This is a genomic window from Archangium violaceum, assembly GCF_016887565.1.
Taxonomy (GTDB): Bacteria; Myxococcota; Myxococcia; order Myxococcales; family Myxococcaceae; genus Archangium; species Archangium violaceum_B.
Genome location: NZ_CP069396.1, coordinates 12938501 through 12962794 on the forward strand (window position 1 = coordinate 12938501; position 24294 = coordinate 12962794).

Sequence of the window (24294 nt, forward strand, 5' to 3'; positions counted from 1 at the left end):
CATCCGCAGATGGGCATGTCGCCCCCATCCAACGGAGAGGTGCCTTCATGAACGCTTGGAACAAGTCCCTTGTCGCCTCGGTGTGTCTGCTGTTCACCGCGCCCGCGTTCTCCGCGAGCCCGGCCCCGGTGACCCCGGTGTCCAAGGCCGAGCGGTACGCGCGCCGCTGCCAGAGCCATGCTTCGGACCGCGGCCGGATGCCCCAGGGAACGGCGCTGTGGGGCACCCGGTCGACGTGGAAGTCCAAGCAGCAGGGCGACGAGCGGAGCAGCGTGCTCGTGTCGGTCGACCTGAGCACCCCGCTCCTCACCGATGCCAGCGTGAAGAGCCTGCGGCTGGAGAACGGGCACCTGGTGGCCTCGCCCCAGTCGGCCACCAGTCTGGTGGGCACCGTGCTCCAGGGCACCTCCAGTCAGGGCAAGCCCGTGGAGGTCGCCCTGTGCGGAGCCGAGCCCGCCCCCGAGGATCCGGACATGGTGTGGTACCGCGTCGAGGCGTGGAACCCGGTGGCGCAGGAGTGGGAGAACCCGTGCGTGGCCAACGACACCGTGACGGACCCGCGGGCGATGGCGGTGGGCGGTGTGTGGGACGCCAGCGGGGCGCACCACGACGTGTCGGGCAAGCTGACCCTGGCGTGTGAGACCGGCGTCATCACCAAGTGCATCCGCTGGGGTTACAAACCCTGGGCCAGCCGAGGCGGACAATCCCTGGCGGAGCTGCACCAGGCCTGCACCCGCATGGCTCGCGCGGACTACTGCGGCAACGGCCGGAGTCACACGCACGACGGCACCATCATCGACATCTATGACAGGGTGGGCGTGCTCTCGATGACCCGGGAGGCCTCCGCGGGATGGGATCCGGCGCGCGCCTCCTTCGAGGCGGCCTGGGGGCCTGACGGGGCCACGTGTCTCTCGCGCACCCGGGATGGGCGGGCGCTGGAGACGATCCTCAAGGAGTGCCCGGGACGCTTCCACGTGGGCGAGCCGGTGGAGTTGGGGCAGGAGGACCGCTGCACCGCGAGGCGCGCGGACCTCAACGTGGAGACGGTGATGCTGCGCAACCGCTCGTACGAAGGCCAGAAGGGCGCCACGGCTCAGGCCGGGGGCCAGTAGTCCCGCGGTCGACGACCCCTGGAGGAATGCCATGTGGCGAGTGATTGGATGGATGACGCTGGTCGTCTTGTGCAGTGCCGCCGGAGGCGATGCCGGCGTGGAGCCCACGGATGCGCGGCTGGTGGAGGCACGGGCCGCGTTGGACGAGGCGGATAAGCTGCAAAGGGCCGGCAAGTACGCCGAGGCCCTGGTGAAAGGCGAACATGCGCTCACCTTGCGAGAAACCGTGCTCGGCGGCACACATCCACAGGTGGCTTCTTGCCTGAAGCATCTGGGCAGGCTCTCTCTGCTGCATGGGGATTTCGAGCGGGCCGAGCCTCTCATCCAGCGCGCTCTCGCCATTTACGAAGCAACCCTCGGTGAGCACCATCCCAACGTCGCCCAGACGCTCGACACTCTCGCCGCCCTCTACTTCATGCAGGGGTTGTATGACCGAGCCGAGCCTCTCATCCAGCGCGCTCTCGTCATTCATGAAGCCTCCCTCGGCGAGCACCATCCAAACGTCGCCTTCGCGCTCAACATGCTCGCCGCCCTCTACACTTCGCAGGGATTATCCGACCGGGCCGAGCCCCTCTTTCAGCGCTCTCTCGCCAGCCTGGAAGCCTCCCTCGGCGAGCACCATCCAAACATCACCCTCGTGCTCAACAATCTCGCCACCCTCTACATCGCGCAGGGATTGTACGCTCGGGCCGAGCCCTTCTATCAGCGCACTCTCTCCATTCAGGAAGCCTCCCTCGGCAAGCACCATCCAGACGTCGCCATCTCGCTCAACAACCTCGCCGGTCTCTACTTCAATCAAGGGTTGTATGACCGGGCCGAGCCCTTCTATCAGCGCGCTCTCTCCATTCGGGAAGCCTCCCTCGGCGAGCACCATCCAGACGTCGCCACTGCCATCAACAACCTCGCCAACGTCTACATCGCGCAGGGATTGTACAACCGGGTCGACGAGCCCCGCGTCCAGCGCGCACTCGCCAGGCTGGAAGCAGCCCTCGGCCTGCAACATCCCGACGTCGCCCACACGCTCAACACCCTCGCCACCCTCTACAAGGAGCAGGGATTGTACGCTCGGGCCGAGCCCTTCTATCAGCGCTCTCTCTCCATTCGGGAAGCCGCCCTCGGCCTGCGACATCCCGACGTCGCCGAGTCCCTCAACGACCTGGCTCAACTGCGCCTTGCCCAGCACCGCCTCGCCGACGCACTGCCGCTGCTGACGCGTGCTTTCTCCCTCTCCGAGCAACGCCTGCGCCAGGAGGCCCTCGGCTTCTCCGAGTCCCGCCTGGCGGACTTCCTCCAACATCTCCGCACCAAGGAGGAGGTCCTCTACGCCCTGCTGCACGCTCACCCGGGTAACACACACGTTCAGCGTCTGGCCCTCTCCGCCGTGCTTCTTCGCAAGGGCCGCTCCATCGAGGAGACCTCCAGCACCTCCCGCGCCATCCTGCGCGGCCTCGGCCCCCAGGACCGCGAGACCTTCGAGCGCCTGCGCGCCCTGCGCACCCAGCTCGCCTCCCTCTCGCTCCAAGGCCCTGGCTCGCGCGCTCCTGCTGACTACCAGAGGAACCTGAAGGACCTGGCCGACCAGGGCGATGCGCTCGAAACCAACCTGGCCAGGCACTCGACGCCCCTGCGCGCCCTGTCCGCTCTTCCCGCGCCCGACGACATCGTCGACCGGGTCGCCGCTGCCCTCCCCAAGGACAGCGCTCTCGTCGAGTTCGTTGCCTACACGAACCGGCCTCTCGTTCCCAAGCCCGGCACTCCCCCATCAAAGCGGCCCTCCCAGCCGCGCTACCTGGCCTTGGTTCTTTTTCCGGATGCTCGCATCCGTGCCATCGATCTCGGCCCCGCTGCTTCCATCGACAGTGCTGCCGCCCATCTGAGCAATGCCTTCGCCGAACGCGACGGCGCCTACCTCTCTGCTTCCCAGGCGCTCTACGCGCTCGCCTTCAAGCCCCTGCTGCCGCTCCTGGGCTCCACGCGCCGCCTCTTCCTCGCCCCGGACGGGCAGCTGGCCCTGGTGCCCTTCGCCGCGCTCCACGACGGCACTTCCTTCCTCCTCGACTCCTTCGACTTCTCCTACCTCACCTCGGGCAAGGACCTGTTGCCTCGCCCCCAGGACAACACCGCCTCTGATTCCGTCGTTGTCCTCGCCGACCCATCCTTCGGCTCACCACCGGCCACCTCGACCGCCTCTCCCGTGGAAGCGTCTGCGATTGCCCAGCGCTCCGCTTCTCTGGAGGGCTTCTTCTCCACTCTCCGGGCAGACCTGGCCAACCAACCCTGGCCTCCTCTTCCCGGCACTCGCCAGGAGGCCCAGGCCATCCAGCACCTGCTTCCCCAGGCCCAGCTCTTCCTCGGCACGGCGGCCACCAAGCAGCGTCTGCTCCAACTGCCCGCCCCCGCCGTCCTCCACATCGCCACTCACGGCTTCTTCCTCGAGGACTCCTCCTCTCCCTCCGGCTCACGCGCCCTCGTCGCTTCCAGCAGTGGCGGCTCCCCCGCGCCTCCTCCGCCCGACCCCCTGCTGCGCTCCGGCCTCGTCCTCACCGGCGCGCAATCCCTTGCGCCCTCCTCTCCTGAATCCTCCCAGCCCCGCTCTGGCAACTCCCTCGTCACCGCTCTGGAATTGGCCAGCCTCGACCTGTGGGGCACCCAGCTCGTCGTCCTCTCCGCCTGCGATACCGGCCGCGGTGACGTCAAGCTCGGCCAGGGGGTCTATGGCCTGCGCCGCTCCCTCGTCATCGCTGGCGCGGAGACCGTCGTCATGAGCCTGTGGAAGGTCAACGATGACTCCACCCGCCTCCTCATGGAGTCCTACTACCGCCACCTCCTGGCCGGCTCGGGTCGCGCGGAGGCACTGCGACAGGCCATGCGCTCCCTACGCCAGTCCCATCCCCATCCTCACTACTGGGCTCCCTTCATCGCCCTGGGCAGCGACTCCCCTCTGCGCCTCCCCGCCCCTCTTCCTCTTCACCTGCCCCCTGTCTCCACGGAGCTCGCGGGGCTCTCCGCGCCGGGTGGAACATGAGCTCACTTCACCGTTCGCCGCCCCGCTTCAACTGCCGGAGGAGCTCCCGCGCGTTCTTGATGGCGTAGCACTCCCGATCGTTGTTGAAGTACGCCCAGACGCGCTTCGCCCCGCTCTCGCGGATGCGCCGGACCCATACCGCCAGCTCCTCCTTCGAGTAGTCGTGGCGGTACCACCGCTTCGTCCCGTGGAAGCGCACGTACACGTCGTCCGCCGTGCGCACCAGCTCATCCGGCAACCGCGGGCCGCTGCACGAGCAGAAGACCGCCTTCGCCTCCCGGAAGGCGTCGAACACCCGCTCGTTCCACCAGCTCTTGTGACGAAACTCCACCACGTTGCGCCGCGAGGGATCCAGCTGGGCGAGGATCGTCTTCAACCGTGCCGGCGTGTAGTGGTAGCTGGGCGGCAACTGGAAGAGGAAGCACCCCATGCGCGGGCCGAGGAGGTCCGCGATGTGCCCGAAGTCCCGCACGAGCGTCTTCGTTCCGGAGAACCGCTTCACGTGCGTGATGAGCTCCGACACCTTCACGGTGTAGAGGAACTTCCGCCGCCCCGCCTGCCGCAGCCACGTGTTCACCGTCGCCACCGTGGGCCAGGAGTAGAACGGGGCGTTGAGCTCCACCGTCTTGAATTGGTCGGCGTAGTGCTCGAACCACCGGCTGCTCGGCATCCCCGGCGGGTAGAAGCCATCCCGCCAGTGCCAGTAGAACCACCCCGAGCAGCCGACGTGAATCTCCGTCCGCTCGCCTCGTGGCCCCGGCCTGGCCACCTTCCCGGAGGAAACGCCCTCCTCGGCCAGCTCCCGCTCGTAGGCCAGACGGGCCTCGTGCATCCGCTTCGCGCGGCCGACGTTCTGCGCCCGTTGCTGCTCCCGCCGGGCCTGCCGCCGCGCCCGTCGTTCGAGGATCCGCTGACGCTCCGCCTCCGCCTCTGTCACGTGTGGCCTCTAGAGCGGTGGCCGGCTCAACGTCCCTTCTTGCCGGACGCCGCGCCGAAGGTGTCGCACGCCTCGAGGGTGCCCTGCTCGAGCCCGCGGCGGAACCACCTGACGCGCTGCTCGGAGGAGCCATGGGTGAAGGACTCGGGCATGACCCGGCCGCTCGCGCGTCGCTGCAGCGTGTCGTCACCGATGGCCGAGGCCGCGTTCAGGCCCTCCTCGACGTCCCCAGCCTCGAGCACCTGGCGCTGTCGCTGCGCATGGTGGGCCCAGATGCCGGCGAAGCAATCCGCTTGCAGCTCCTGCAGCACGGACAGGGCGTTGGCGTCCGCCTGTCCCATCCGGCCGCGCATCGAATGAACCTTGTCGGAGATGCCGAGCAGGTTCTGCACATGGTGACCCACCTCGTGCGCCACCACGTAGGCACGAGCGAAGTCACCGGGAGCGTCGAAGCGGCGGTCGAGCTCGTTGAAGAAGGTGAGGTCCAGGTACACGCGCTGGTCCAACGGACAGTAGAAGGGACCCACCGCGCTCTCCTGGAAGCCGCAGGAGGACTCCACCGCGTCCGAGAAGAGGACCAGGCGCGGCTCGGCATAGCGCACGCCCTGGGACGCGAGCAGGTCGGGCCAGGTGTCCTCGGTGTCCGCGAGGATGACGGAGACGAAGTCCTCGAGCTCCGCCTGCGCGGGATCCACCTGCGCTCCCGAGCCGCCGATGCCCACCTGCCCCGAGGGGCCGCTCGAGCCGGACGGGAGCTGCTCGGGGTCACCACCGAACAGCATGAACAAGAGCGCCAACACCAGCGCCCCGGCGCCGCCCCCGACCGCCAGCGGACGCCCCGCGCGCATGCCGCGCCGGTCCTCGATGTTCGAGCTGCGACGACCCCCTTGCCACTTCATCCGGCCCCCTCCTGACGAATACCTCGCTCGCACCAAGGTAGGCAGCGAGGCACACGGCATCGACCACCCACCGCCCGCCCGGGCGGATGGAGGGCGAGCGAGGGGGCACTCCGCTTCGACAGGAGGGAGGAGAGGGTTCAGTGACCGTGCTTGCACCGGCCGAGGAAGCGGACCAGTTCTCCGTGGAACCACTGTGGCGAGTCCAGCATCAGCCAGTGACTGGCGTGCGGCGCAACGGAGCGAGACAGGGTGGGCCGCTGGGCCACCAGCGTCTCCGGGCCGGTGGCCGCCACCAGCGCGTGAGTGGGCCCCGTGAAGCGCTCGAAGGCCTCGTTCGGGTCGTGGCCGAAGAGCGACTCCTGGTTTCCGGCGATGGCTTCCCGCCGCGAGGTGCGCAGCGTCTTCATCACCAGCACGCGCGTCGTCTCCTTCGCCTCGAGGAGCAGCGGCGCCAGCCAGTGTTCGTGGAAGGCCCCATACTTCGCTTCGCTGAAGTTCTCGAGCCAGGCGTCCGCCTCGGCCTTGGGCTTCTGGCGCAGGTCGCCCGCCGCCTCGACGTAGAGGAGCCCGCAGAGCCGCTCGGGGTAGTACGCGGCGAAGGCACCGGCCACCGCGGCCCCGAAGCCGTGGCCCACCAGGAGGAACTTCTCGGGGACCAGCGCGTCGGCGACGGCGGCGACATCCTCCACCGCCGCCTCCACGCCGAAGGGGCCATGGGCACCACCGCTCTCGCCCATCCCGCGCAGGTCGAACGCGACGCTGAGGGTCGCCAGGCCGTGCTGCGTCTCGGCCCAGTGCGACCGATCGCCGGCGAGGTCGTGCACGAAGAGGACGGGAATGCCGCCGTCGCCCTCCACTGTCGCCATCAGCCGTCCCGCGGGTCCAGGGACGGCCGTCATCTTCGGGCCCTTGCTCTTCATCGTCACGGCTCCCGGCCCCCGGTATGGAAAGGGCCTTCGTGCGAGCCTGAACTACTCCCTCAAGGCCGTACAGCGGTCCGGGTCCTCGGGTGCCACCGGACGTTCGGTAACGACCACCCGCGCCACACAGGCCTCGGCGCGAGGGTGACCCGTGCCCTGGAGCGCGGCGCGTTCTGGAGGGCCCAGGGGCAGCCGAGCAGGCGAAGAGCCCCCATGCGAGAAGTGTCGGCCTGGCGAGGCTTCGCGGTTAGAGTCCGCCGCCCGTGTCTCTGCCCGCGCTGCTCACCGCCGAGAACCTCCGTGCCACCGCTGGAAACGCGTTCGCCCGCGGCGAAGCCTACTGGCGCGAGGGCCGTGTCCTCTCGTGCGTCCTCGAGAACGATGCCCTCGAGGGACTCGTCTCGGGAACACAGCAATACCGCGTCCGGGTGTCCGCTCCGCGCGGGTCCATCGTGGCCCACTGCACGTGTCCGGCGTGGGATGGCGTCTGCAAGCACGCCGTCGCGCTCGGCCTCTCGTTCCTCGCCCAGCGCGGCCAGGTTCCCGAGACGCCCGACCCGCTCGACGAGATGCCCTCGGGGGAAGGTCCCTTCTCCACGCGCAAGGACCTCGAGCACTGGGCGGAGGCACACCACGTCCAGTACGCGCTCTCCGTCTCCGCCGAGGTCCTCCTCCCGGATCTCCCCATCAACGAGCCCCAGCGAAACGGGCTCCGGTACGCCCTGAACGGCCTTGCCCTCCGCGACGTCGGCTCGCGCGAAGGTGCGCTGCGCCACGGCGGCGCTCGCGGAAGAGGGCTCGAGACGGCCATCCCCGAAGCGGCCTGGGACTACCTGAATGCCGAAGCCACCTCGGTCCAGCAGGCCTTCACGGAGGAGGCCGCGCGCCGCGAACTCCACCCGGACGCCGCGCTCGCTCCGCTCTGGTCGCGTCTGCTCGAGCTGCGGCGCCCCCTCCGCGCCCAGGCCTCCCCGCGCTCCCGCGAGCGCCGCGCACTGGGCACCTGGAGCTTCGACGCCCAGGCCTGCGCGCTGACGTGGAAGGAGCGCGACCGCGTGGTCCGCTCCGGCCCCGACTACTCCACCGTGAGCGTCTCCGCGCGGCTGACCTTCCCCGGTGGTGGCGCGGGACAGGCGGAGTGCAACTGCGCCGCCCGGCAACGCGGCTGCACGCACGTCCTCGCGTTGATCGACACGACCCTGGACCTGCTCGACAGTCCCCCGCGTGCCGCCGAGGCCCGTGCGCTCGCCGATGAGCTCCTCCGCCCGAGCTGGGCCCGTGCGCTCAAGGAGCTCGAGCTCTTCGAGGCCGCGGCCGCGAAGCCTCGCGCCTCCATCGAGGTGTGGTGGTGCATCGAGCACGAGCTCGGAACGCTCACCGTCTCTCCGCTCGTGAAGAAGCAGACGCGTCGCGGAACGCTCAGCACGGGCGCGCGGATGACGGCGGCCCGGCTGCTCGAGGAGCACCGGGAGCTGCTGTCCGAAGCGGATCTTCGAATCGCCGAGCACCTCGCCTCATGGGCTCCCGCCTCGCGGGCCGCGGGAACGTACCCCTCGCGGGCCTTCCTCGCGCTCGCCGGTCATCCCCGGGTCGTGGTGGAGCTCCGTCCGGACGAGCCGCTCGAGGTGAAGCGCGTCCGGCTCGGCTTCACCGCCCTCGCCGCCGAGGACCACATCCGTCTGGAGCCCTCGGTGGAGGGAGAGCGCTTCAATCCGAAGCTGCTGGGCACCCTGCTCCGGACGTTCGCTCCAGGAGAGCCGCTGTTCACCGTCGAGGAGCAACGCGCGCGGTGCCTCCTCATCGACGTGAACGAGGAGGCGCGGCAGATGTGGAACGTGCTCGAGAAGCACGGCGACCGGTTCCCCCCCGAGAGCCACGAGCAGCTGCTCGAACGGCTGTCGCGGCTCGAGGCACGCCTTCCGCTCGTGGTGCCGCACACGCTCAAGGGCCGCGAGCTGACGACGGAGACGCGCACCGTCGTCCGGCTGCGGCTCCTGCCGGACGTGTCGCTGGAGCTCGAGCTGCTCGTGCGTCCGGGAGAGGGCGCGCCGCTGTTCCATCCCGGAGTGGGACCGAGGGACGTGCTCCTGTCTCACGGGGGGGAGCGCGTCTACGTGCGCCGGCAGCTCCTGAGCGAGGACGAGCGGGCACGCGCCGCGCTCGCCTCGCTTCCGCTCGAGGACGCGGAGGAAGGCCCTCCGTACTGCTTCCGCATCGGTGACACGGACGCCGCGCTGCGGCTCGTGGCCGCGCTGCGCGAGCCCCCCAACGGGCTCGAGGTCGAGTGGCTCGACGAGAAGCCGCACATCACCTCCTCCGTCGGCCCCGAGGCGTTGCGGGTGCAGATCGAGCGCAAGCGGGACTGGTTCGGCGTTTCGGGCGAGCTGAAGATCGAAGCGGGCCGGTTGGAGCTCGCCGTGCTGCTCGATGCCGCGCGCAGGCAGAAGCGCTTCGTCCGGGTCGATGCCCATCGCTGGGTGGAGCTCGGTGACAAGTTGCGCCAGCGGCTGCTCGCGGTGTCGGACCACACGTTCATCGGCAAGAACCGCGTCGAGCTCTCCCCTGGAGCCGTGCCGGCGATCAACGCGCTCGTCGACGCGGGAGCGGAGGTCAAGACGGCTCCCGCGTGGCGGTTGCTGACGGAGCGGCTTGCCACCTCGCTCTCGTTGAAGCCCAAGCCGCCCAAGGCGCTCGCGACGACGCTCCGGGACTATCAGGTGGAGGGGCACGCGTGGCTCAGCCGCGTTGCCGCCTGGGGCGCGGGGGCGTGCCTCGCCGACGACATGGGGTTGGGGAAGACGGTGCAGGCCATCGCCATCCTGCTCGACCGGGCGCGGCTCGGCCCCGCGCTCGTGCTCGCGCCGACGTCGGTCGCCTACAACTGGGTGCAGGAGCTCGAACGCTTCGCGCCGGGGCTCCGGCCGGTGCTCTACGCGGACCAGGCCGACCGGGCGAAGTGCCTCACGGGGCTCGAGAAGAACGACGTGCTGATCGTGAGCTACGGACTGCTCGTGCGCGATGCGGCGAGTCTCGGCGCGGTCTCGTTCTCCACGCTCGTGGTCGACGAGGCCCAGGCGCTCAAGAATCCGAACACGCGGCGCGCACGCGCGGCGCGGCAGCTGCAGGCGGGGTTCCGGATCGCCCTGTCGGGCACGCCGCTGGAGAACCACCTCGGCGAGCTGTGGAGTCTGTACACCATCGTCTTTCCGGGCCTGCTCGGGAGCTGGGAGCAGTTCCGCGAGCGCTTCGCCGCGCCCATCGAACGCGGGAAGGATCCCGATGCGCGAGCCGCGCTCTCTCGTGTGCTGCGGCCCTTCCTGCTGCGACGCACGAAGCAGGAGGTGGCGCGCGAGCTGCCCTCGCGCACGGAGATACAGGTCCCGGTCGCGCTCTCCGAGGAGGAGTGGACGCTGTACGAGGACGCGCGCCTGGCGGCGGTCGCCGAGGTGAGCACCGAGGGCAAGGGGCTGCGCAACGAGCAGCAGCGCTTCCAGGTGCTCGCGGCACTGACCCGGCTGCGCCTGCTGGCGTCGCATCCGCGGCTCTACGACTCACAGTCCAGCGTGACCTCGTCGAAGATGCGGCGACTGATGGAGCTGCTCGAGGAACTGCGCAGCGAGGGGCACCGGGCGCTCGTCTTCAGCCAGTTCACCTCGCATCTGGAGCTCGTCCGCGAGGAGCTGGGGCGCGCCGGCTTCAAGTACCTGTACCTCGATGGCTCGACGCCGGCGGGCGCGCGGGCCAAGAGGATCCAGGCGTTCCAGGATGGGGAGGGCGAGGTGTTCCTCATCTCGCTCAAGGCGGGCGGCACGGGCATCAATCTCACCGCGGCCGACTACGTCATTCATCTGGACCCGTGGTGGAACCCGGCGGTCGAGGACCAGGCCACGGATCGAGCGCACCGCATCGGTCAGACGAAGCCGGTGACGGTGTACCGGCTCATCGCCCGGGGGACGATCGAGGAGCAGATCCTCTCGCTGCACTCGGACAAGCGCGCGCTGGTGGCGGGGGTGCTCGAGGGCACCGACGTGGCGGCCCGGCTCACGACGAAGGATCTGCTCTCACTGCTCGCGGGGGGCGACTCTCCGCGCGATGCGGGCGACGACGGGGAAGAGGCGCCGCCCCGGATGGTGCACTGACCGGCCTGATGCGAATCACACCAACTGGTCCGACTCTCGGACCAGTTGCTCGGCTTCACGCCCGGAAGCCTCTCCGCGTGTCGCCCACGTCGAGCGCCACGACACGCGCGAACGGCGGGGCACCTCCCCTTTTAGTGGCAAGAGACACCTTCCGCTCCGAGACATGCGCGGCGCGGAAAGCCACGCCGGTCTCGGCATGCGAACAATGACTCGTGGTGTCTCAGTGGCTCATCATGGATCAGGCAAACCGGTCCTCGCGACTTGACTGTGCCGTCGAGGACCGGCTCCCCAATCCCTATCCCCATACCCCTGAGCCGGCTTCACGAGTGGCCTTCGCCGCTCGTCACAGCCTTTACTGCCCCAACCCGCCCTACCCCTTACTGCTCTGTACTACCCGTACTGCCCCAACCCCGTACTGCCCCAACCCGCCCTACCCCAACCCCGTACTGCCCAACCCGCCCTACCCCAACCCCGTACTGCCCAACCCGCCCTACCCCAACCCCGTACTGCCCCAACCCGCCCTACCCCTTACTGCCCGACCTGCCCCAACCCGCCCTACCCCTTACTGCCCCAACCCGCCCTACCCCTTACTGCCCCAACCCGCCCTGCCCCTTACTGCCCCGACCCGCCCTACCCCTTACTGCCCGACCTGCCCCGAACTTCCGTCGACCCCTGTCGACCACGGGGAAGAGCTTTAGCATTCGCCGTGCCGACCTCCCGCGAGGCCTGAAGCTCCTGTGATTTCAAGCAGATAGGGGACGAGACCAGGGGCGACTCCAGGGCAATTGCACAGGCATCCTGTAAAAAAGCCACCCCCTCCCATTCCGGCCCTTCCGGCCCGGTCCTCGCCGCGGCCGTGCTCGAGGGACGAGCCCCCGCGGGTGGCAGCGGGGGCGCTCCATTTCGCCGCATAAAACCCGAAAAAATGGGCCTCGGCTCCATAGGGGGCGTCGAGTCTCCGCTCGAAAGAGAGAGGCCCGACCCTCTCGAATTCTCTCAAACCCAGACTGGAGATTGGCATGAACAAGACTCTCGTTCGTCGAGCCGCCATTGCCTTGACCACCATGGGCCTGCTTGGCCTGACGGGAACCCTGGTGGTGCCGTCCGCCAATGCCTCTCAGATGAGCGCCCTGGCCACCTGCAACGCGACCTGGTACGGAGCCGAGGGCGAAATCCCCGAGGGATGGCCGACCGCCAGCGGTGAGCCCTTCAGCCGGTGGGCGCTCAAGGCAGCACACAACTCGCTGCCGTTTGGCACCCGGGTCAAGGTGACCTACCAGGGACGCTCTGTCACCGTGACCATCAATGACCGTGGGGGCTTTGGCGGCTCGACCTGCCTGGACCTCACCTACGGCGCGTTCATCCAGATCGCCAATCCCGACCTCGGTGTCATCCCCGTGCAGTACGAGATTCTCCGGTGACCTGATGGACTCGCCTCAGACGACAGCGGCCCGCTCACGCCCCTGACGCGCCAGTGCCGGTTGCTGATCGCCTCGCCGCTCGCCGCCGACGACTACGACGACGCGAACGGCTCGCTCAGCCCGGGGCGGGCGCTCCTGCTTCATCCGCCGCCGGGCGGCCGGGGGAAGGCTCCGGCCCGCTCTCGAACTCGACGCGGGCGTGCTCCATCACATGGTCCACGGCCAGCAGGTGCATGGCGGCATCCCGGATGGGCCCGGCTGTCTGGGGATCCGCCAGCGCCTGGCGCGCCTCCTCCGGGCTCAGCCCGAACGGCTCCACCGCGTCATCGACGAGCGCCTCCAGCTTCTCCGGCGTCAGTTGGAGCTTGTCCCGCTCCACGATGGCCCTCAGGGCGAGCGCGATCCGCAGGCTCCGCTCCGCCTCCCGCCGCGTGGAGGCGTCGCCCAGCCAGCCGTCGAGCGACTCCTTCAACTCGTCCGCGTCGAAGTCCTTCGCCCGCAGCAGGGGCAGCTCTCCCTCCTCCCACCGCCGACGGATCTCCTCGTCCACCAACTCGGGTGGCAGGGACACCTCCCCGGTCCTCCGCACCAGCTCGTCCATGACGAGCTCCCTCGCCTCCAGCCACAGCTCCTCGGCGAGCTCCTCCTCCAGGTCGTCCGCGATCGACTCCATCACCTTGTCCACCGTCTGGCCGCGCTCGAGCTCCTGGATGAACTCCTGGCTCTCCGGGTCTGGCAGCGTCACCTCCTGGGCCCCCAACACGTCCACCAGGAAGGTCGCCTTCACGCCCCGCAGGTCCTCCACCGGGTAGTCCTCCGGCAGGGTGAGCTCCACCTCCCGGTTCTCGCCGACCGGTGTGCCCACCAGCGCCTCGCTGAAGCCTGGGAGGAAAGCCTGAGCGTCCAGCTCCAGTTCCAGCTCGCTCCGCGCACTGAAGGGGATGAGCCGCCCCTCGGCGTAGCCCAGCGTCTCCAGGAGCACCAGGTCTCCCATTCGCACCGGCTCCCCTGGCGCCCGCTCCCTCTTCCGCGCGTACTCGAGCATCAGCTCGTGGAAGCGCTCCAGCACATCCTGCTCGGTGATGTCCTCGGGAGCCGGAACGGTGACGTGCAGGTCGTCGAGCGAGGGCGCCCGCACCACGGGCAGCACGAGCTGACGCCCTGACGCGCTCGCCGGGGGTGGCGCCTGCCGCTGCTCGACCGGCTCCTTCTTCTTCTGCGCCTGCTGGGGCGGCTTCGGCTCCGGCTTGATGGGCTGCTTCCGCGCCTGTTGGGTGGGGGCGGCCTTGCTGGAGCCCGGACTCTGGCCCTTCGTTCCCGCCTTACCGTCGGATGGATTGCTCATGGCTTCATCCTCTCGCTCGCACGGGTTCCCCGCGCTCAGAAGGGCAGCTTCGGTAGATCGACCTTGGGCGGCTTGATGGCGCTGGCGAGGTCTGCCCCCGTGGAGATGGCGGCGCCCACCTGACTGACGACGGGGACGTTGGTGGCACCGACGATGGAGCCCGTGGCCCGAACGCCCGCGAGCACCTTCTTGCCGGTGCTCGCCTTCTCGTCGCGCAGGGTGTTGACGAAGGCCGCGGTATCCACGCCGGCAATGGCGACGTTGGCGCCCGGGACGAAGCGGCCCAGCGCCTTGCCTCCCACGCGCGCCCCGGCCTTGACGGCCGCCGTCGAGCCCACCTGCCGCGCGGCACGGCTCACGGACCGGGCCCCACTGGAGCGGGCGAGCTGTTGGGCCTGCCGGTTCACCCGCTCGGACACCTTGGGTGCTTTCCGGCGGGCGACACGACCCAGCACGCGCGCGGACCTGCGCGCCAGGGGGGCATCCGTCACCAGGTCACGCGCCGAGACGAGCACATCCCGGGTGGAACCGAGGGCCTTGTCCACGGCCTTCTCGCCGCGTGTGCGCAAGGCGTGGCGGATGTCTTTAGACGCCGTGAGCGCCTGTCCAGGCAGGAAGGCGCCCCTCGTGCCGAAGCCGAGCAGCCTCCGGGAGTGGCCGCCGAGCCGGCGCCCCGTGCTCAATCCGCCGCGGAGCACGCGGGTGGTGGGGTGGCGCACCACGGCCCCCGCCTTCCGTCGCAGCGCGCCCGCGCCCCGGCGCAGGCCACTTCGGTTCAAGGCTCGCGAGGCCACCCCGGACAGCCGAGCCACCGTGGCCGGCATCTTCCGGCGGAGGGTCCGCTGTCCCGCCCTCACGGCGTCGCGGGCCGCGGGCGCCTGCGCCACCACGTTCCCCACCGAGCCAAGGGCACGCGCGGTGGAGCGGACGGCCCGGCCCGCGTCCGAGAGACTGCGCGTGCGCAGCGCGCGGCGGATGTCACGACCCGCCTTCAGACCATCACCGCCCAGACGCTTCACGCTCTGGCCGAGGCCGTGTACCGCCCCGGCATGGCCGATCGCGCGGGTGGCGGGGTGTTTCACCACGCGCTCCGCCGCCCGCCGCGCGGTCGTGCCCACCTTCGTCCGCGCCTTGGAGGTCGTACGTGCCACACGCCCCGCCGCACCGCGAGTCTTGCGGACGACCTTGCGCACGCCCTGGCGGGTCTTGGTCCGCACGGTCTGGCGTACCTGGCGCACGGCCGCCCGGGTCCGAGAGACCGCCTGCCGAGCCCGGCGCACGGGCGCGCGCTTGATGATGCTACGCGCCGGCCGCGACACGATCCTCCGAGTGCTTCGGGCCGCGGACACCACCTTCTTCCGGGTGCCCCGGACCGCGGACGACGCGGCCTTCTTCACGGAGCCCAGGACTCGCCGAGGAGACCAACGGCCCAGCTTGAAGGAAGGCATGAAGAGCGACCCCCTCTCCGGGAAAAGCGGCGGAAAATCACGTGCTCTTCTCGTCGGAGGACCGTCGCGGAGAATGTGATGTGCCCGAGGGCTCGAACCTTCCCAGGCACTCCTCACGAGTGCCAGGGCGCTTCATCCGGGTTCGCGGATGCTCCTCGGGAGCTCGGCCCTCCGAGCGAACTCGGCCTTGAGTCTCGGCATGGCGAAGTCCACGAAGGCGCGAACCTTGGGGACCGACAGGCGTCCCTCGGGGGTAATCAGATGGACGGGCATCGGCGGCGGCTCGGCATCCGGCAGCAGCACCACCAGGCGGCCACTCCGAACCTCATCCGCCACCTGATACGAGAACACCCGCGTCACGCCGTGACCTTCGACCGCGGAGGCGACGGCCGCCTCGACGCTGTTCACGATCAACCTGGGCTCGAGATGGACGTGTCGCTGGGCGCCAGTCCTCGCATCGGGCGAAAAGCTCCACGAGTCCTGACCGAAGTGGCTCATCGCGATACAGGCGTGCGCCATGAGATCTCCTGGCTCGACGATGGGCGGCCGACCGACAAGATAGGACGGCGATGCACAGACGACCTTTCGGACCTCGCCGATGCGGATGGCGATCAGGCTCGAGTCCGGCAGATGCGAGATTCGAAGCGCCACGTCGATGCCCTCGTCCATCAGACTCACCGGGCGATCGAGCAGCGTCAGCCTGGCCCTGACGGTGGGGTGCAGGTCGAGAAAGGCGTCGAGGATCGGCCGCAAGACACGCGCCCCGCTGACGAGCGGAGCGGTGAGCGTGAGCAGGCCCCGGGGGGCCGCGCGCTCACCGGCGACGAGCATGTCCGCCTCCTCCAGCTCCGTGAGCACTCGCCGACAAGCCGCGGCGTAGCGCTCGCCGGCCTCGCTGAGCCTCATGGAGCGCGTCGTGCGGTGCAGCAGCTGCGCCCCGACATGGGCCTCGAGAAAGGCGATGGCCCGCGTGACGGCGGCTGGAGAGCGTCCGAGCCGCCGGCCCGCGCCCGCCAGGCTGCCCTCGTCCAACGCCGTCACGAACACACGCATGGCCTCGATGCGGTCCATGATTCTTCCTCTTAGCGGAAGAGTGGCTTTCACGCCGTAGGTATTCAGTCTCCCGGCGCAAGGCCGCATATCTCCTCGTGTCGCCGCACAGGAGACTGCCCATGAACGCCACTGCCTCTCGTTCCGCTCTCGCCGTGACCCATCATCGGACCACCCGGGTCGATGGCATCGACCTCTTCTACCGCGAGGCGGGTCCCGCCGATGCGCCGGTGGTCGTGCTGCTGCACGGCTTTCCGACGTCCTCTCACATGTATCGCAACCTGATTCCCGCGCTGGCGGATCGCTATCGCGTCATCGCGCCCGACTATCCCGGCTTCGGCCAGAGCGCCATGCCCGCCCGCGAGGACTTCCCGTACAGCTTCGCGAAGTTCGCGGACCTGATCGACGGCCTGCTAGATCGGCTCGGCGCCACCTCCTACGCACTCTACGTCATGGACTACGGCGCCCCCGTCGGCTTCCGGCTGGCCCTGAAGCATCCCGAGCGGGTGACGGCGCTCATCGTGCAGAACGGCAATGCCTATGAAGCGGGCCTGCAGGCGTTCTGGAATCCGCTCCGGGAGTACTGGGCGGACGGCTCGGCCGCGAAGCGCGAGGTGCTGCGCCCGATGATGTCGCTGGAGGTCACCCGGTTCCAGTACGTCGATGGCGTCAAGGACGTCTCCCGGATCTCTCCGGACAACTGGGTGCACGACCAGGCGCTGCTCGACCGGCCCGGCAACGCCGAGATCCAGCTCGACCTGTTCTACGACTACCGCACCAACGTCGCGCTCTACCCGAAGTTCCAGTCCTTCTTCCGCGAGCATCAGCCGCCGACGCTGATCGTCTGGGGTGCGAACGATCAGATCTTCCCCGCCGAGGGAGCGAAGGCATTCAAGCGCGATCTGCCGAACGCCGAGCTGCACCTGCTCGATAGCGGGCACTTCGCCCTCGAGGACAAGGCCGACGAGATCATCCCGCTGATGCGCGACTTCCTCGAGCGCCAGCTTCCCACCCGGTAGCAGCCACGCGAGCCCGTGGGCCCCAACGATTCCTCACAAGGAGAAACACCATGAGCACGGAACAGAAGGTCGCCCTCATCACCGGCGCGTCGCAAGGCATTGGCGCGGGTCTGGTCAAGGGATTCCGAGACCGCGGTTATCGCATCGTCGCCAACTCGCGGTCCATCAAGCCGGGGGCCGCCGGGGGTGATCCGGACATCCTGATCATCGAGGGTGACATCGCGGAGCCGCGCACCGCCGACCGTGTGGTTGGCGCGGCGATCGACCGCTTCGGCCGCATCGACACCCTGGTCAACAACGCGGGCATCTTCATCTCCAAGCCCTTCGTCGAATACTCGCAGGCCGACTTCATGGCCCTGGTGTCCGTGAACCTGATGGGGTTCTTCCACATCTCGCAGAGGGCGGCCGCGCGGATGTTGAAGCAGGGCGCCGGGCACATCGTGAACATCACGACGACGCTGGCCGAGCAGCCGCTGACGGACGTGCCGGCGGCGATTCCAGCCCTGACCAAGGGTGGGCTCAACGCCGTCACCCGCTCCCTGGCCATCGAATACGCCAGCAAGGGCATCCGGGTGAACGCGGTGTCTCCCGGCATCATCAAGACGCCGATGCACCCGGCCGACACGCACGACTTCCTCGCGGGCCTGCATCCCATGCGGCGCATGGGGGAGATCCAGGAGATCGTCGACGCGGTGCTCTACCTGGAGACGGCGGCCTTCGTGACCGGAGAGATCCTCCACGTCGATGGTGGAGCCCACGCCGGCCGCTGGTGAGCAGGCAACGCCGAAAGGGAGACTGCAATGCCATACGTCAATATCCGAATCACTCGCGAAGGAACCACCCCCGACCAGAAAGCCGCCCTGATCAAGGGGGTGACCGACGTTCTCCAGCAGGTCCTGAAGAAGGATCCGGCGGTGACCTTCGTGGTCATCGACGAGGTGCAGATGGAGGACTGGGGTGTTGGCGGCCTGCCGGTCGAAGCCTACCGGCGGCAGGTCGCGGCCAAGGGCTCCTGAGTAACCGAGGGATGTTCAGGGCACTGGGGCGGTCGCGGCCTCCTCGTCCCTGGCCCGCGCCGCCTGCCCGCGCTTCAGCGTGGAGGTCCCGGTCGCGCTCGGGAGCAACTGGTCCGACTGTCAGACCAGTTCGTCCGAAGCGCGCCCGGAAGGTGCCCCCTCCTCTTCCCGCGAGAGCACCCCTGAAAGAACCTGCTCCAGCTGGCTCAGAAGGCGGTGCCGTTGGTGCGCTTGCCAGCGGAGGCCGTGAGCGAGGAGAGGGTGTTGTGCAGCACGAACCCGGCGCCCGCGGTGGCATCCGGGCCGCGGTTCATCGACACGCCATCCGCCGAGGCCAGCGAGCTGGAATAGGTGTGGCTGTCGATGGTGGCACTGGCCGCGTTCTTCAGGGTGACCGTGTCGGTGGTGTTGGCCAGGTTGAGCGTCCCGGTGGAGGCGCCCACGGCGTTGGACAGGCCCGAGGGGACGCCGGAGGTCGCGCCGAACACCACCAGCGCCTTGCCGGGAGCCAGCACGGTGCCGGAAGCGAAGGTGTGACGCACGGCCGTGGCGTCCGACAGTGTCCATCCGCTGATGTCGATGGAAGCGCCGCCCACGTTGACCAGCTCGACGAACTCGCCGGAGGTGGCGGAGCCGGGCTCGTTGGCGAGGATCTCATTGAGGATGACACGCGCGGGAGCCGCCGCGCAGGTGAAGCCATCTCCGGTGTAGCCGGGCTTGCAGGCGCACGTGCGCGAGCCGGGGATGTTGGTGCAGGTGGCGTTCTCGCTGCACCCGCCATTGTTGTACCCGCACTCGTCGAGGTCGGCGATGACGTACTCCCTGCTGCCGGAGGTGGAGAACGTCTCGCTGGGAAGGGGCGTCTGCACGTAGCCGGATCCCGAAGCGGGCGTGAGTTGCAGGGAGGAGTAGGAGCCCGGAATCATCCGCACCGTGAACCGCCCATCCGAGCCGGAGGTGGGCGACAGGTAGTTGCTGCCGTCCGTGCTGGACCCGTAGCCCGACAGCTGGGCACCGGCGACGGGCTGGCCCAGGGTGTTGAGGACACGGCCATCGAGCAGGATGTCGGAGAGCGTCAGGTGGAGCGTGGTGCTGGTGTTGACGGCGTAGGACTGCACCACGCGCTGCGAGCCATAGAAGCCCGGCGAGGTGAACTGGACGCTGAAGTTGTAGGTGCCAGGGCTCAGGTTCAGCGAGTACTGGCCCAGCGAATCCGCGGTGGTGTACTGCGAGGGCCCCCACGAGGAGGACATGGCGGACACCGTCACCCCGGACGCCACGCTGCCATCGGCGAACCGCACCTGCCCGCCGAGGCTGACCGCGCTGGTGAGGACGAAGTCCCGCGAGGTGGAGACGGAGAACGTCTCGCCGGGCAGCGAGGTGATGGCATAGGGGCTGCCCGTGGGAGGCGTGAGCTGCAGCGAGGAATAGGAGCCCGGCACCATCCGCACCGTGAACCGCCCGTCCGAGCCGGAGGTGGGCGACAGGTAGTTGCTGCCGTCCGTACTGGACCCGTAGCCCGACAGCTGGACACCGGCGACGGGCTGGCCACTGGCGTTGAGAACACGGCCGCTGAGCAGGATGTCGGAGAGCGTCAGGTTGAGCGTGGTGCTGGCGCTGACGGTGTAGGACTGCACCACGCGCTGCGAGCCATAGAAGCCCGGCGAGGTGAACTGGACACTGATGTTGTAGGTACCAGGGGCCAGGTTCAGCGAGTACGCGCCCAGGGCATCCGAGGTGGTGTACTGCGAGGAGCCGCTCGTGGTGGAGCTGGCGGACACCGTCGCTCCGGATACCACGCCGCCATCGGCGAACTTCACCTGCCCGCTGAGTCTGACCGCGTTGGTGAGGACGAAGTCCCGCGAGGTGGAGACGGAGAATGTCTCGCCCGGTAGGGAGGTCACGGCATAGGGGCTGCCCGTGGGAGGCGTGAGTTGCAGGGAGGAATAGGAGCCCGGCACCATCCGCACCGTGAACCGCCCATCCGAGCCCGAGGTGGGCGACAGGTAGTTGCTGCCGTCCGTGCTGGACCCGTAGCCCGACAGCTGGACACCGGCAACGGGCTGGCCACTGGCGTTGAGGACGCGGCCATTGAGCAGGATGTCGGAGAGCGTCAGGTTGAGCGTGGTGCTGGTGTTGAACGTGTGAGACTGCACCACCCGCTGCGAGCCATAGAAGCCGGGCGAGGTGAACTGGACGCTGATGTTGTAGGTGCCGGGGATCAGGTTCAGCACGTACAGGCCCGACGCATCCGAGGTGGTGTATTGCGAGGAGCCACTCGTGGTGGAGCTGGCGGACACCGTCGCTCCGGACACCACGCTGCCATCGGCGAACTTCACCTGCCCGCTGAGGGCAACCTGCGCCCAGGCGGAGCCGGGCAGGCACAACAGGACCAGGGCCACGAGGGCCATTGGGTAGACAGAAACAGTGCGCTGGGACTTCACGGTATGGGCAGCCTCCATGGCGCGTCGGCGCCAAGGCCATGACATTCCTGCAAAACCGTTTTTACGGTTTGCACGGAGACGCCAAGCACTGTCGGGAAGACGCCAGCCGTTGGCCTCGTCCCCTGCTGTCCGGACCGCCCCACGAGCGCTAGAGCTCCTCCTGCGCCTCGGCCTCTCCGGCCTCAGGCTCCTCGGAGGCGGCACCAGGTTCCTCGGCGGGCGTTTCCGGCTCGGCCCGCGCATCCGCGACCTCCTCCTGCGGGTCCTCCTCGACCGGCTCCTCGCCTTTGAAGGAGAGCACCACGCCCATGAGGATGAAGAGGAAGCCGGACACGTACGCCGCCACGCGCGAGGCCATCCCGACCTTGGGAATCTTGAGCTCCCTCACCTCGAGCCCGCCCCCCACGATGCCCGTCAGCACCAGGAGCGCGCCCAACCCGCACATCAACACTTCAACCGTCATGGATGTCCCCGAGGCCAGTCACGCCTTCGTCCACCAGGACGATGGGGACGCGCGTCCGTGACACGCTCACAATCCCGCGCACCCGCCTCTCCCCTTGGGAGCAACAGAGGAGAAAGCCCCTGGGTTGACGCACTCCGTCATGGATTGGTAAGCGCCTACTCAACAGACTGTCGAGCAAGAACCCGCCCACCCGCCGGGAGGCTCCATGCATCACCCCCTCACCCTCAGCGCGGTCAGTCTGCTGCTCGTGCAATGCATCACCATCATCGGGGTGTCCCGGCTGCTGGGCCGGGGCATGCGCAAGCTGGGGCAGCCGCTGGTCATCGCCGAGGTGCTCGCGGGCATCCTGCTGGGGCCCTCGCTGCTGGGGTGGGTGGCCCCCGGAGTCATGGAGGTGCTCTTTCCCGCCAGCTCCATGCCGGTGCTCAAGATGCTCAGCCAGGTGGGGCTCATCCTCTTCATGTTCCTCATCGGACTGGAGTTGGATCCCAAGCTGCTCGAGGGCAAGGGACACGCATCGATCATCATCAGTCACACGAGCATCGTGGTGCCCTTCGCGCTGGGTTCCGGAGCGGCGCTATGGCTCTACCCGCGGCTGAGCGACCCGTCCGTCTCCTTCACCTCCTTCCTGCTCTTCATGGGCGTGGCCATGAGCATCACCGCCTTCCCGGTGCTCGCGCGCATCCTCACCGAGCGGCGGCTGCTCAACACCCGGGTGGGGGCGCTCGCCATCACCTGCGCGGCGGTGGACGACGTGACGGCGTGGTGCCTGCTGGCCTTCGTCGTCTCCATCGTGCGGGCCGCGGACGTGGCGCACGCGGCGTTGAGCACGCTCATCACCCTGCTCTACATCGCCTTCATGCTGTGCGTGGTGCGGCCCTTCCTGGCGAGGCTGGGCAGGCGCGTGGCCAGCCGCGAGGGCCTCAACCAGAACGTGATGGCCCTCACCCTCCTGCTGCTGCTGGCCTCGAGCCTCGTCACGGAGCTCATCGGCGTCCACGCGCTCTTCGGCGCCTTCCTCTTCGGGGCCATCATCCCCAAGGAGGGCGGACTGGCCAGGGCGCTGGCGGAGAGGCTCGAGGACGTGGCGGTGGTGCTGCTGCTGCCCCTCTTCTTCGCCTTCAGCGGCCTGCGCACCCAGGTGGGGCTGCTCAACACGGGAGGCCACTGGGCGCTGTGCGGCCTCATCATCCTCCTGGCGTGCGTGGGCAAGTTCGGCGGCGGCACGGTGGCCGCGCGCCTCACGGGGCTGCGCTGGCGCGAGGCCAGCGCGGTGGGCATCCTGATGAACACGCGCGGGCTGATGGAGCTCATCGTGCTCAACATCGGCCTGGACCTGGGCGTCATCTCCCCCACCCTCTTCACCATGATGGTGGTGATGGCGCTGGTGACGACGTTCCTCACCACGCCCATCCTGCGCCTGCTCCATCCTCTCGGGGGAGCAGAGGAGGCCGCGCCGGCTCCCGCACGAGGCACCCCCTCCTGAAGGAGCCCCTCAGGGAGTGGGACGCCTCGAGCCGGGCCGTCCCTGCCGGACGGCCCTGGCGAGGGTGCTCGCGGCCACCTCGCAGTCGTCCGCGGAGCAGATGGCGGACACCACCGAGACGCCGTCCGCCCCCGCGGCGATGACGGCCGCGGCGTTGGCGGGGGTGATGCCACCGATGGCGACGACCGGGACGGACAGCTGGCGCCGCAAGCGGGCGAAGTCCTCCAACCCGAGCGCCGGGGTGGCGTCCGCCTTGGAGGTGGTGGGGAAGAGAGGTCCCACGCCGGCGTAGTCCACCACGGAGGGGTCCAACGTCGGCAGGTCTCCCGGCCCGGTGATGGAGAGCCCCACCAGCGCGTCGGGCCCCATCAGGCGTCTGGCCACCTCGGGCGGCAGGTCGCCCTGTCCCACGTGGACACCGTCCGCGCCCAGCGCCAGCGCCAGGTCCACCCGGTCATTGACGATGAGCGGCACTCCGAGCGGCCGGAGCCGTTGCAGCAACACCCGGCCCAGCTCCAGCGTCTCGCGCGCCGGGGCGTCCTTCTCGCGCAGCTGCACCACGGTGACACCGCCCCTCACGGCGGCGAGCACCACGTCCACCAGCTCGCGCCCGCGAGACAGGGTACGGTCGGTGACGAGGTAGACGGACAGGTCGGGCACGCGGCGGGGCATGGCGGGTCTCCTCAGCGCACGCGGGCACGGGCCCGCACGGTGGCCTCGTCCAGCGTGTAGAGCACGTCCAGCAGGTGCACCTGCAACGAACCGGGTCCCCTGGACTGCTCGGCGGCGAGCTCGCCCGCGAGCCCCAGCACGGAGAGGGCGTGCGCGGCGGCCAGCACCGCGTCGGGCTCCACGGCCAGGAAGGCGCCCACGAGCGCGGACGCCGTGCACCCCATGCCCGTCACCCGGGGCATGAGCGGGTGACCATTGTCCACCGCCACCACACGGGAGCCGTCGGTGATGAAGTCCGTCTGGCCGGTGACGGCCACCACGGTGCCCAGGCTGGAGGCCAGCCGCCGTGCCGCCTCGAGCGAGTCCTCGGAGGACTGGGTGCTGTCCACACCGCGCGTGGCCCCCGCCTCACCGGCCACCGCGAGCACCTCCGAGGCATTGCCGCGGATGACGGCCGGAGCCTGGCGCGCCAGCTCGGCCGCGGTGGCGGTGCGGTAGCGCGTGGCCCCAGCGCCCACCGGATCCAACACCCAGGGCACCCGCGAGCGGCGCGCGGATTGGATGGCCAGATGCATGCCCTCCACCCACTGCGGCGAGAGGGTGCCGATGTTCACCACCAGCGCCTGCGAGATGGCCGCGAAGTCCGCCACCTCCTCCCGCGCGTGAACCATGGCGGGCGAGGCCCCCACGGCGAGCAGGGCGTTGGCCGTGTTGTTCATCACGACGTAGTTGGTGATGTTGTGCACGAGCGGAGACCGCTCCCGCACCCGCCTCAACGACTCCCACACGCCTGCGCTCAGATCCACCGAGGGTTCCTCCTGGCGCGTCATCTAGCACCATCGCGCCAGGAGCAAGAGTGGGAACCTCCGCGAGGCCACACCGCGAGTCGCGGATACGG

Annotated in this window: 17 protein-coding genes and 1 pseudogene; 8 read left to right on the plus strand and 10 right to left on the minus strand. The window is 69.2% G+C overall.

From position 1 onward, the window contains the following. Positions 1-47 precede the first annotated feature (47 nt). Complete coding sequence (locus JRI60_RS51670) at positions 48-1112, plus strand: ADYC domain-containing protein (protein WP_204223544.1); 1065 nt, start codon at positions 48-50, stop codon at positions 1110-1112. A 31-nt stretch (positions 1113-1143) separates the two neighbouring features. After that, positions 1144-4137 (plus strand): CHAT domain-containing tetratricopeptide repeat protein, encoded by a 2994-nt coding sequence (locus JRI60_RS51675; RefSeq protein WP_204223545.1) that lies wholly within the window; start codon positions 1144-1146, stop codon positions 4135-4137. Between the two features lie 7 nt (positions 4138-4144). On the opposite strand, the gene JRI60_RS51680 is transcribed toward JRI60_RS51675, so the two are convergent. From JRI60_RS51680 to JRI60_RS51690, 3 genes are all read right to left on the minus strand, one after another. Next, on the minus strand, positions 4145-5074 hold the full coding sequence (locus JRI60_RS51680) for a DUF72 domain-containing protein (protein ID WP_204223546.1): 930 nt from the start codon (positions 5072-5074) through the stop codon (positions 4145-4147). A gap of 26 nt (positions 5075-5100) precedes the next feature. After that, positions 5101-5973 carry a KPN_02809 family neutral zinc metallopeptidase gene (gene ypfJ / locus JRI60_RS51685; RefSeq protein ID WP_204223547.1) on the minus strand — a complete coding sequence of 291 codons (873 nt, stop codon included), beginning with the start codon at positions 5971-5973 and terminating at the stop codon, positions 5101-5103. A 137-nt stretch (positions 5974-6110) separates the two neighbouring features. Then, positions 6111-6893: an alpha/beta fold hydrolase gene (locus JRI60_RS51690; protein WP_204223548.1), complete on the minus strand. Its 783-nt coding sequence runs from the start codon at positions 6891-6893 to the stop codon at positions 6111-6113. A gap of 263 nt (positions 6894-7156) precedes the next feature. Between JRI60_RS51690 and JRI60_RS51695 the strand changes: the two genes are divergently transcribed. Together JRI60_RS51695 and JRI60_RS51700 are read left to right on the plus strand one after the other, a co-directional pair. Continuing rightward, positions 7157-11032, plus strand: coding sequence for a DEAD/DEAH box helicase (locus JRI60_RS51695; protein ID WP_204223549.1), 3876 nt, complete (start codon positions 7157-7159; stop codon positions 11030-11032). Positions 11033-12051: 1019 nt separating this feature from the next. Further along, complete coding sequence (locus tag JRI60_RS51700) at positions 12052-12453, plus strand: septal ring lytic transglycosylase RlpA family protein (protein ID WP_204223550.1); 402 nt, start codon at positions 12052-12054, stop codon at positions 12451-12453. Between the two features lie 115 nt (positions 12454-12568). Here JRI60_RS51700 and JRI60_RS51705 read toward each other — a convergent pair whose 3' ends face one another. The 3 genes from JRI60_RS51705 to JRI60_RS51715 form a co-directional block, all read right to left on the minus strand. Then, positions 12569-13798 carry an FKBP-type peptidyl-prolyl cis-trans isomerase gene (locus tag JRI60_RS51705; protein ID WP_204223551.1) on the minus strand — a complete coding sequence of 410 codons (1230 nt, stop codon included), beginning with the start codon at positions 13796-13798 and terminating at the stop codon, positions 12569-12571. Between the two features lie 35 nt (positions 13799-13833). Then, positions 13834-15246 carry a hypothetical protein gene (locus tag JRI60_RS51710; RefSeq protein ID WP_204223552.1) on the minus strand — a complete coding sequence of 471 codons (1413 nt, stop codon included), beginning with the start codon at positions 15244-15246 and terminating at the stop codon, positions 13834-13836. Between the two features lie 132 nt (positions 15247-15378). After that, complete coding sequence (locus JRI60_RS51715) at positions 15379-16317, minus strand: LysR family transcriptional regulator (RefSeq protein ID WP_204223553.1); 939 nt, start codon at positions 16315-16317, stop codon at positions 15379-15381. Positions 16318-16418: 101 nt separating this feature from the next. Between JRI60_RS51715 and JRI60_RS51720 the strand changes: the two genes are divergently transcribed. From JRI60_RS51720 to JRI60_RS51730, 3 genes are read left to right on the plus strand one after another with little or no spacing between them, the layout of a single operon-like run. After that, positions 16419-17315: an alpha/beta fold hydrolase gene (locus JRI60_RS51720; protein ID WP_204223554.1), complete on the plus strand. Its 897-nt coding sequence runs from the start codon at positions 16419-16421 to the stop codon at positions 17313-17315. A gap of 50 nt (positions 17316-17365) precedes the next feature. Next, the gene (locus JRI60_RS51725) at positions 17366-18088 is read left to right on the plus strand and encodes an SDR family NAD(P)-dependent oxidoreductase (RefSeq protein WP_204223555.1); all 723 of its coding nucleotides are present in this window, start codon (positions 17366-17368) and stop codon (positions 18086-18088) included. A gap of 27 nt (positions 18089-18115) precedes the next feature. Next, the gene (locus tag JRI60_RS51730; RefSeq protein ID WP_204223556.1) at positions 18116-18331 is read left to right on the plus strand and encodes a tautomerase family protein; all 216 of its coding nucleotides are present in this window, start codon (positions 18116-18118) and stop codon (positions 18329-18331) included. A gap of 206 nt (positions 18332-18537) precedes the next feature. Here JRI60_RS51730 and JRI60_RS51735 read toward each other — a convergent pair whose 3' ends face one another. Then, positions 18538-20742 (minus strand): carboxypeptidase regulatory-like domain-containing protein, encoded by a 2205-nt coding sequence (locus JRI60_RS51735; protein WP_204223557.1) that lies wholly within the window; start codon positions 20740-20742, stop codon positions 18538-18540. Positions 20743-20923: 181 nt separating this feature from the next. Further along, complete coding sequence (locus tag JRI60_RS51740) at positions 20924-21238, minus strand: hypothetical protein (RefSeq protein WP_204223558.1); 315 nt, start codon at positions 21236-21238, stop codon at positions 20924-20926. A gap of 205 nt (positions 21239-21443) precedes the next feature. On the opposite strand from JRI60_RS51740, the pseudogene JRI60_RS51745 reads away from it, so the two are divergent. Then, positions 21444-22670, plus strand: a pseudogene (locus tag JRI60_RS51745) (cation:proton antiporter); the annotation flags it as partial. 63 nt (positions 22671-22733) lie between these two features. Here the strand turns inward: JRI60_RS51745 and thiE are convergent. Together thiE and thiM are read right to left on the minus strand one after the other, a co-directional pair. Further along, the gene (thiE, locus tag JRI60_RS51750) at positions 22734-23396 is read right to left on the minus strand and encodes a thiamine phosphate synthase (RefSeq protein ID WP_204223559.1); all 663 of its coding nucleotides are present in this window, start codon (positions 23394-23396) and stop codon (positions 22734-22736) included. A gap of 11 nt (positions 23397-23407) precedes the next feature. Next, positions 23408-24202 carry a hydroxyethylthiazole kinase gene (thiM, locus tag JRI60_RS51755; protein WP_239470229.1) on the minus strand — a complete coding sequence of 265 codons (795 nt, stop codon included), beginning with the start codon at positions 24200-24202 and terminating at the stop codon, positions 23408-23410. Between the last annotated feature and the right edge of the window lie 92 nt (positions 24203-24294).

Coding starts and splice junctions, on each gene's coding strand:
- JRI60_RS51670 (WP_204223544.1), top strand. CDS start 48: ATGAACGCTTGGAACAAGTCCCTTGTCGCCTCGGTGTGTCTGCTGTTC.
- JRI60_RS51675 (WP_204223545.1), top strand. CDS start 1,144: ATGTGGCGAGTGATTGGATGGATGACGCTGGTCGTCTTGTGCAGTGCC.
- ypfJ (WP_204223547.1), bottom strand. CDS start 5,973: ATGAAGTGGCAAGGGGGTCGTCGCAGCTCGAACATCGAGGACCGGCGC.
- JRI60_RS51690 (WP_204223548.1), bottom strand. CDS start 6,893: ATGAAGAGCAAGGGCCCGAAGATGACGGCCGTCCCTGGACCCGCGGGA.
- JRI60_RS51700 (WP_204223550.1), top strand. CDS start 12,052: ATGAACAAGACTCTCGTTCGTCGAGCCGCCATTGCCTTGACCACCATG.
- JRI60_RS51705 (WP_204223551.1), bottom strand. CDS start 13,798: ATGAGCAATCCATCCGACGGTAAGGCGGGAACGAAGGGCCAGAGTCCG.
- JRI60_RS51710 (WP_204223552.1), bottom strand. CDS start 15,246: ATGCCTTCCTTCAAGCTGGGCCGTTGGTCTCCTCGGCGAGTCCTGGGC.
- JRI60_RS51715 (WP_204223553.1), bottom strand. CDS start 16,317: ATGGACCGCATCGAGGCCATGCGTGTGTTCGTGACGGCGTTGGACGAG.
- JRI60_RS51720 (WP_204223554.1), top strand. CDS start 16,419: ATGAACGCCACTGCCTCTCGTTCCGCTCTCGCCGTGACCCATCATCGG.
- JRI60_RS51725 (WP_204223555.1), top strand. CDS start 17,366: ATGAGCACGGAACAGAAGGTCGCCCTCATCACCGGCGCGTCGCAAGGC.
- JRI60_RS51730 (WP_204223556.1), top strand. CDS start 18,116: ATGCCATACGTCAATATCCGAATCACTCGCGAAGGAACCACCCCCGAC.
- JRI60_RS51735 (WP_204223557.1), bottom strand. CDS start 20,742: ATGGCCCTCGTGGCCCTGGTCCTGTTGTGCCTGCCCGGCTCCGCCTGG.
- JRI60_RS51740 (WP_204223558.1), bottom strand. CDS start 21,238: ATGACGGTTGAAGTGTTGATGTGCGGGTTGGGCGCGCTCCTGGTGCTG.
- thiE (WP_204223559.1), bottom strand. CDS start 23,396: ATGCCCCGCCGCGTGCCCGACCTGTCCGTCTACCTCGTCACCGACCGT.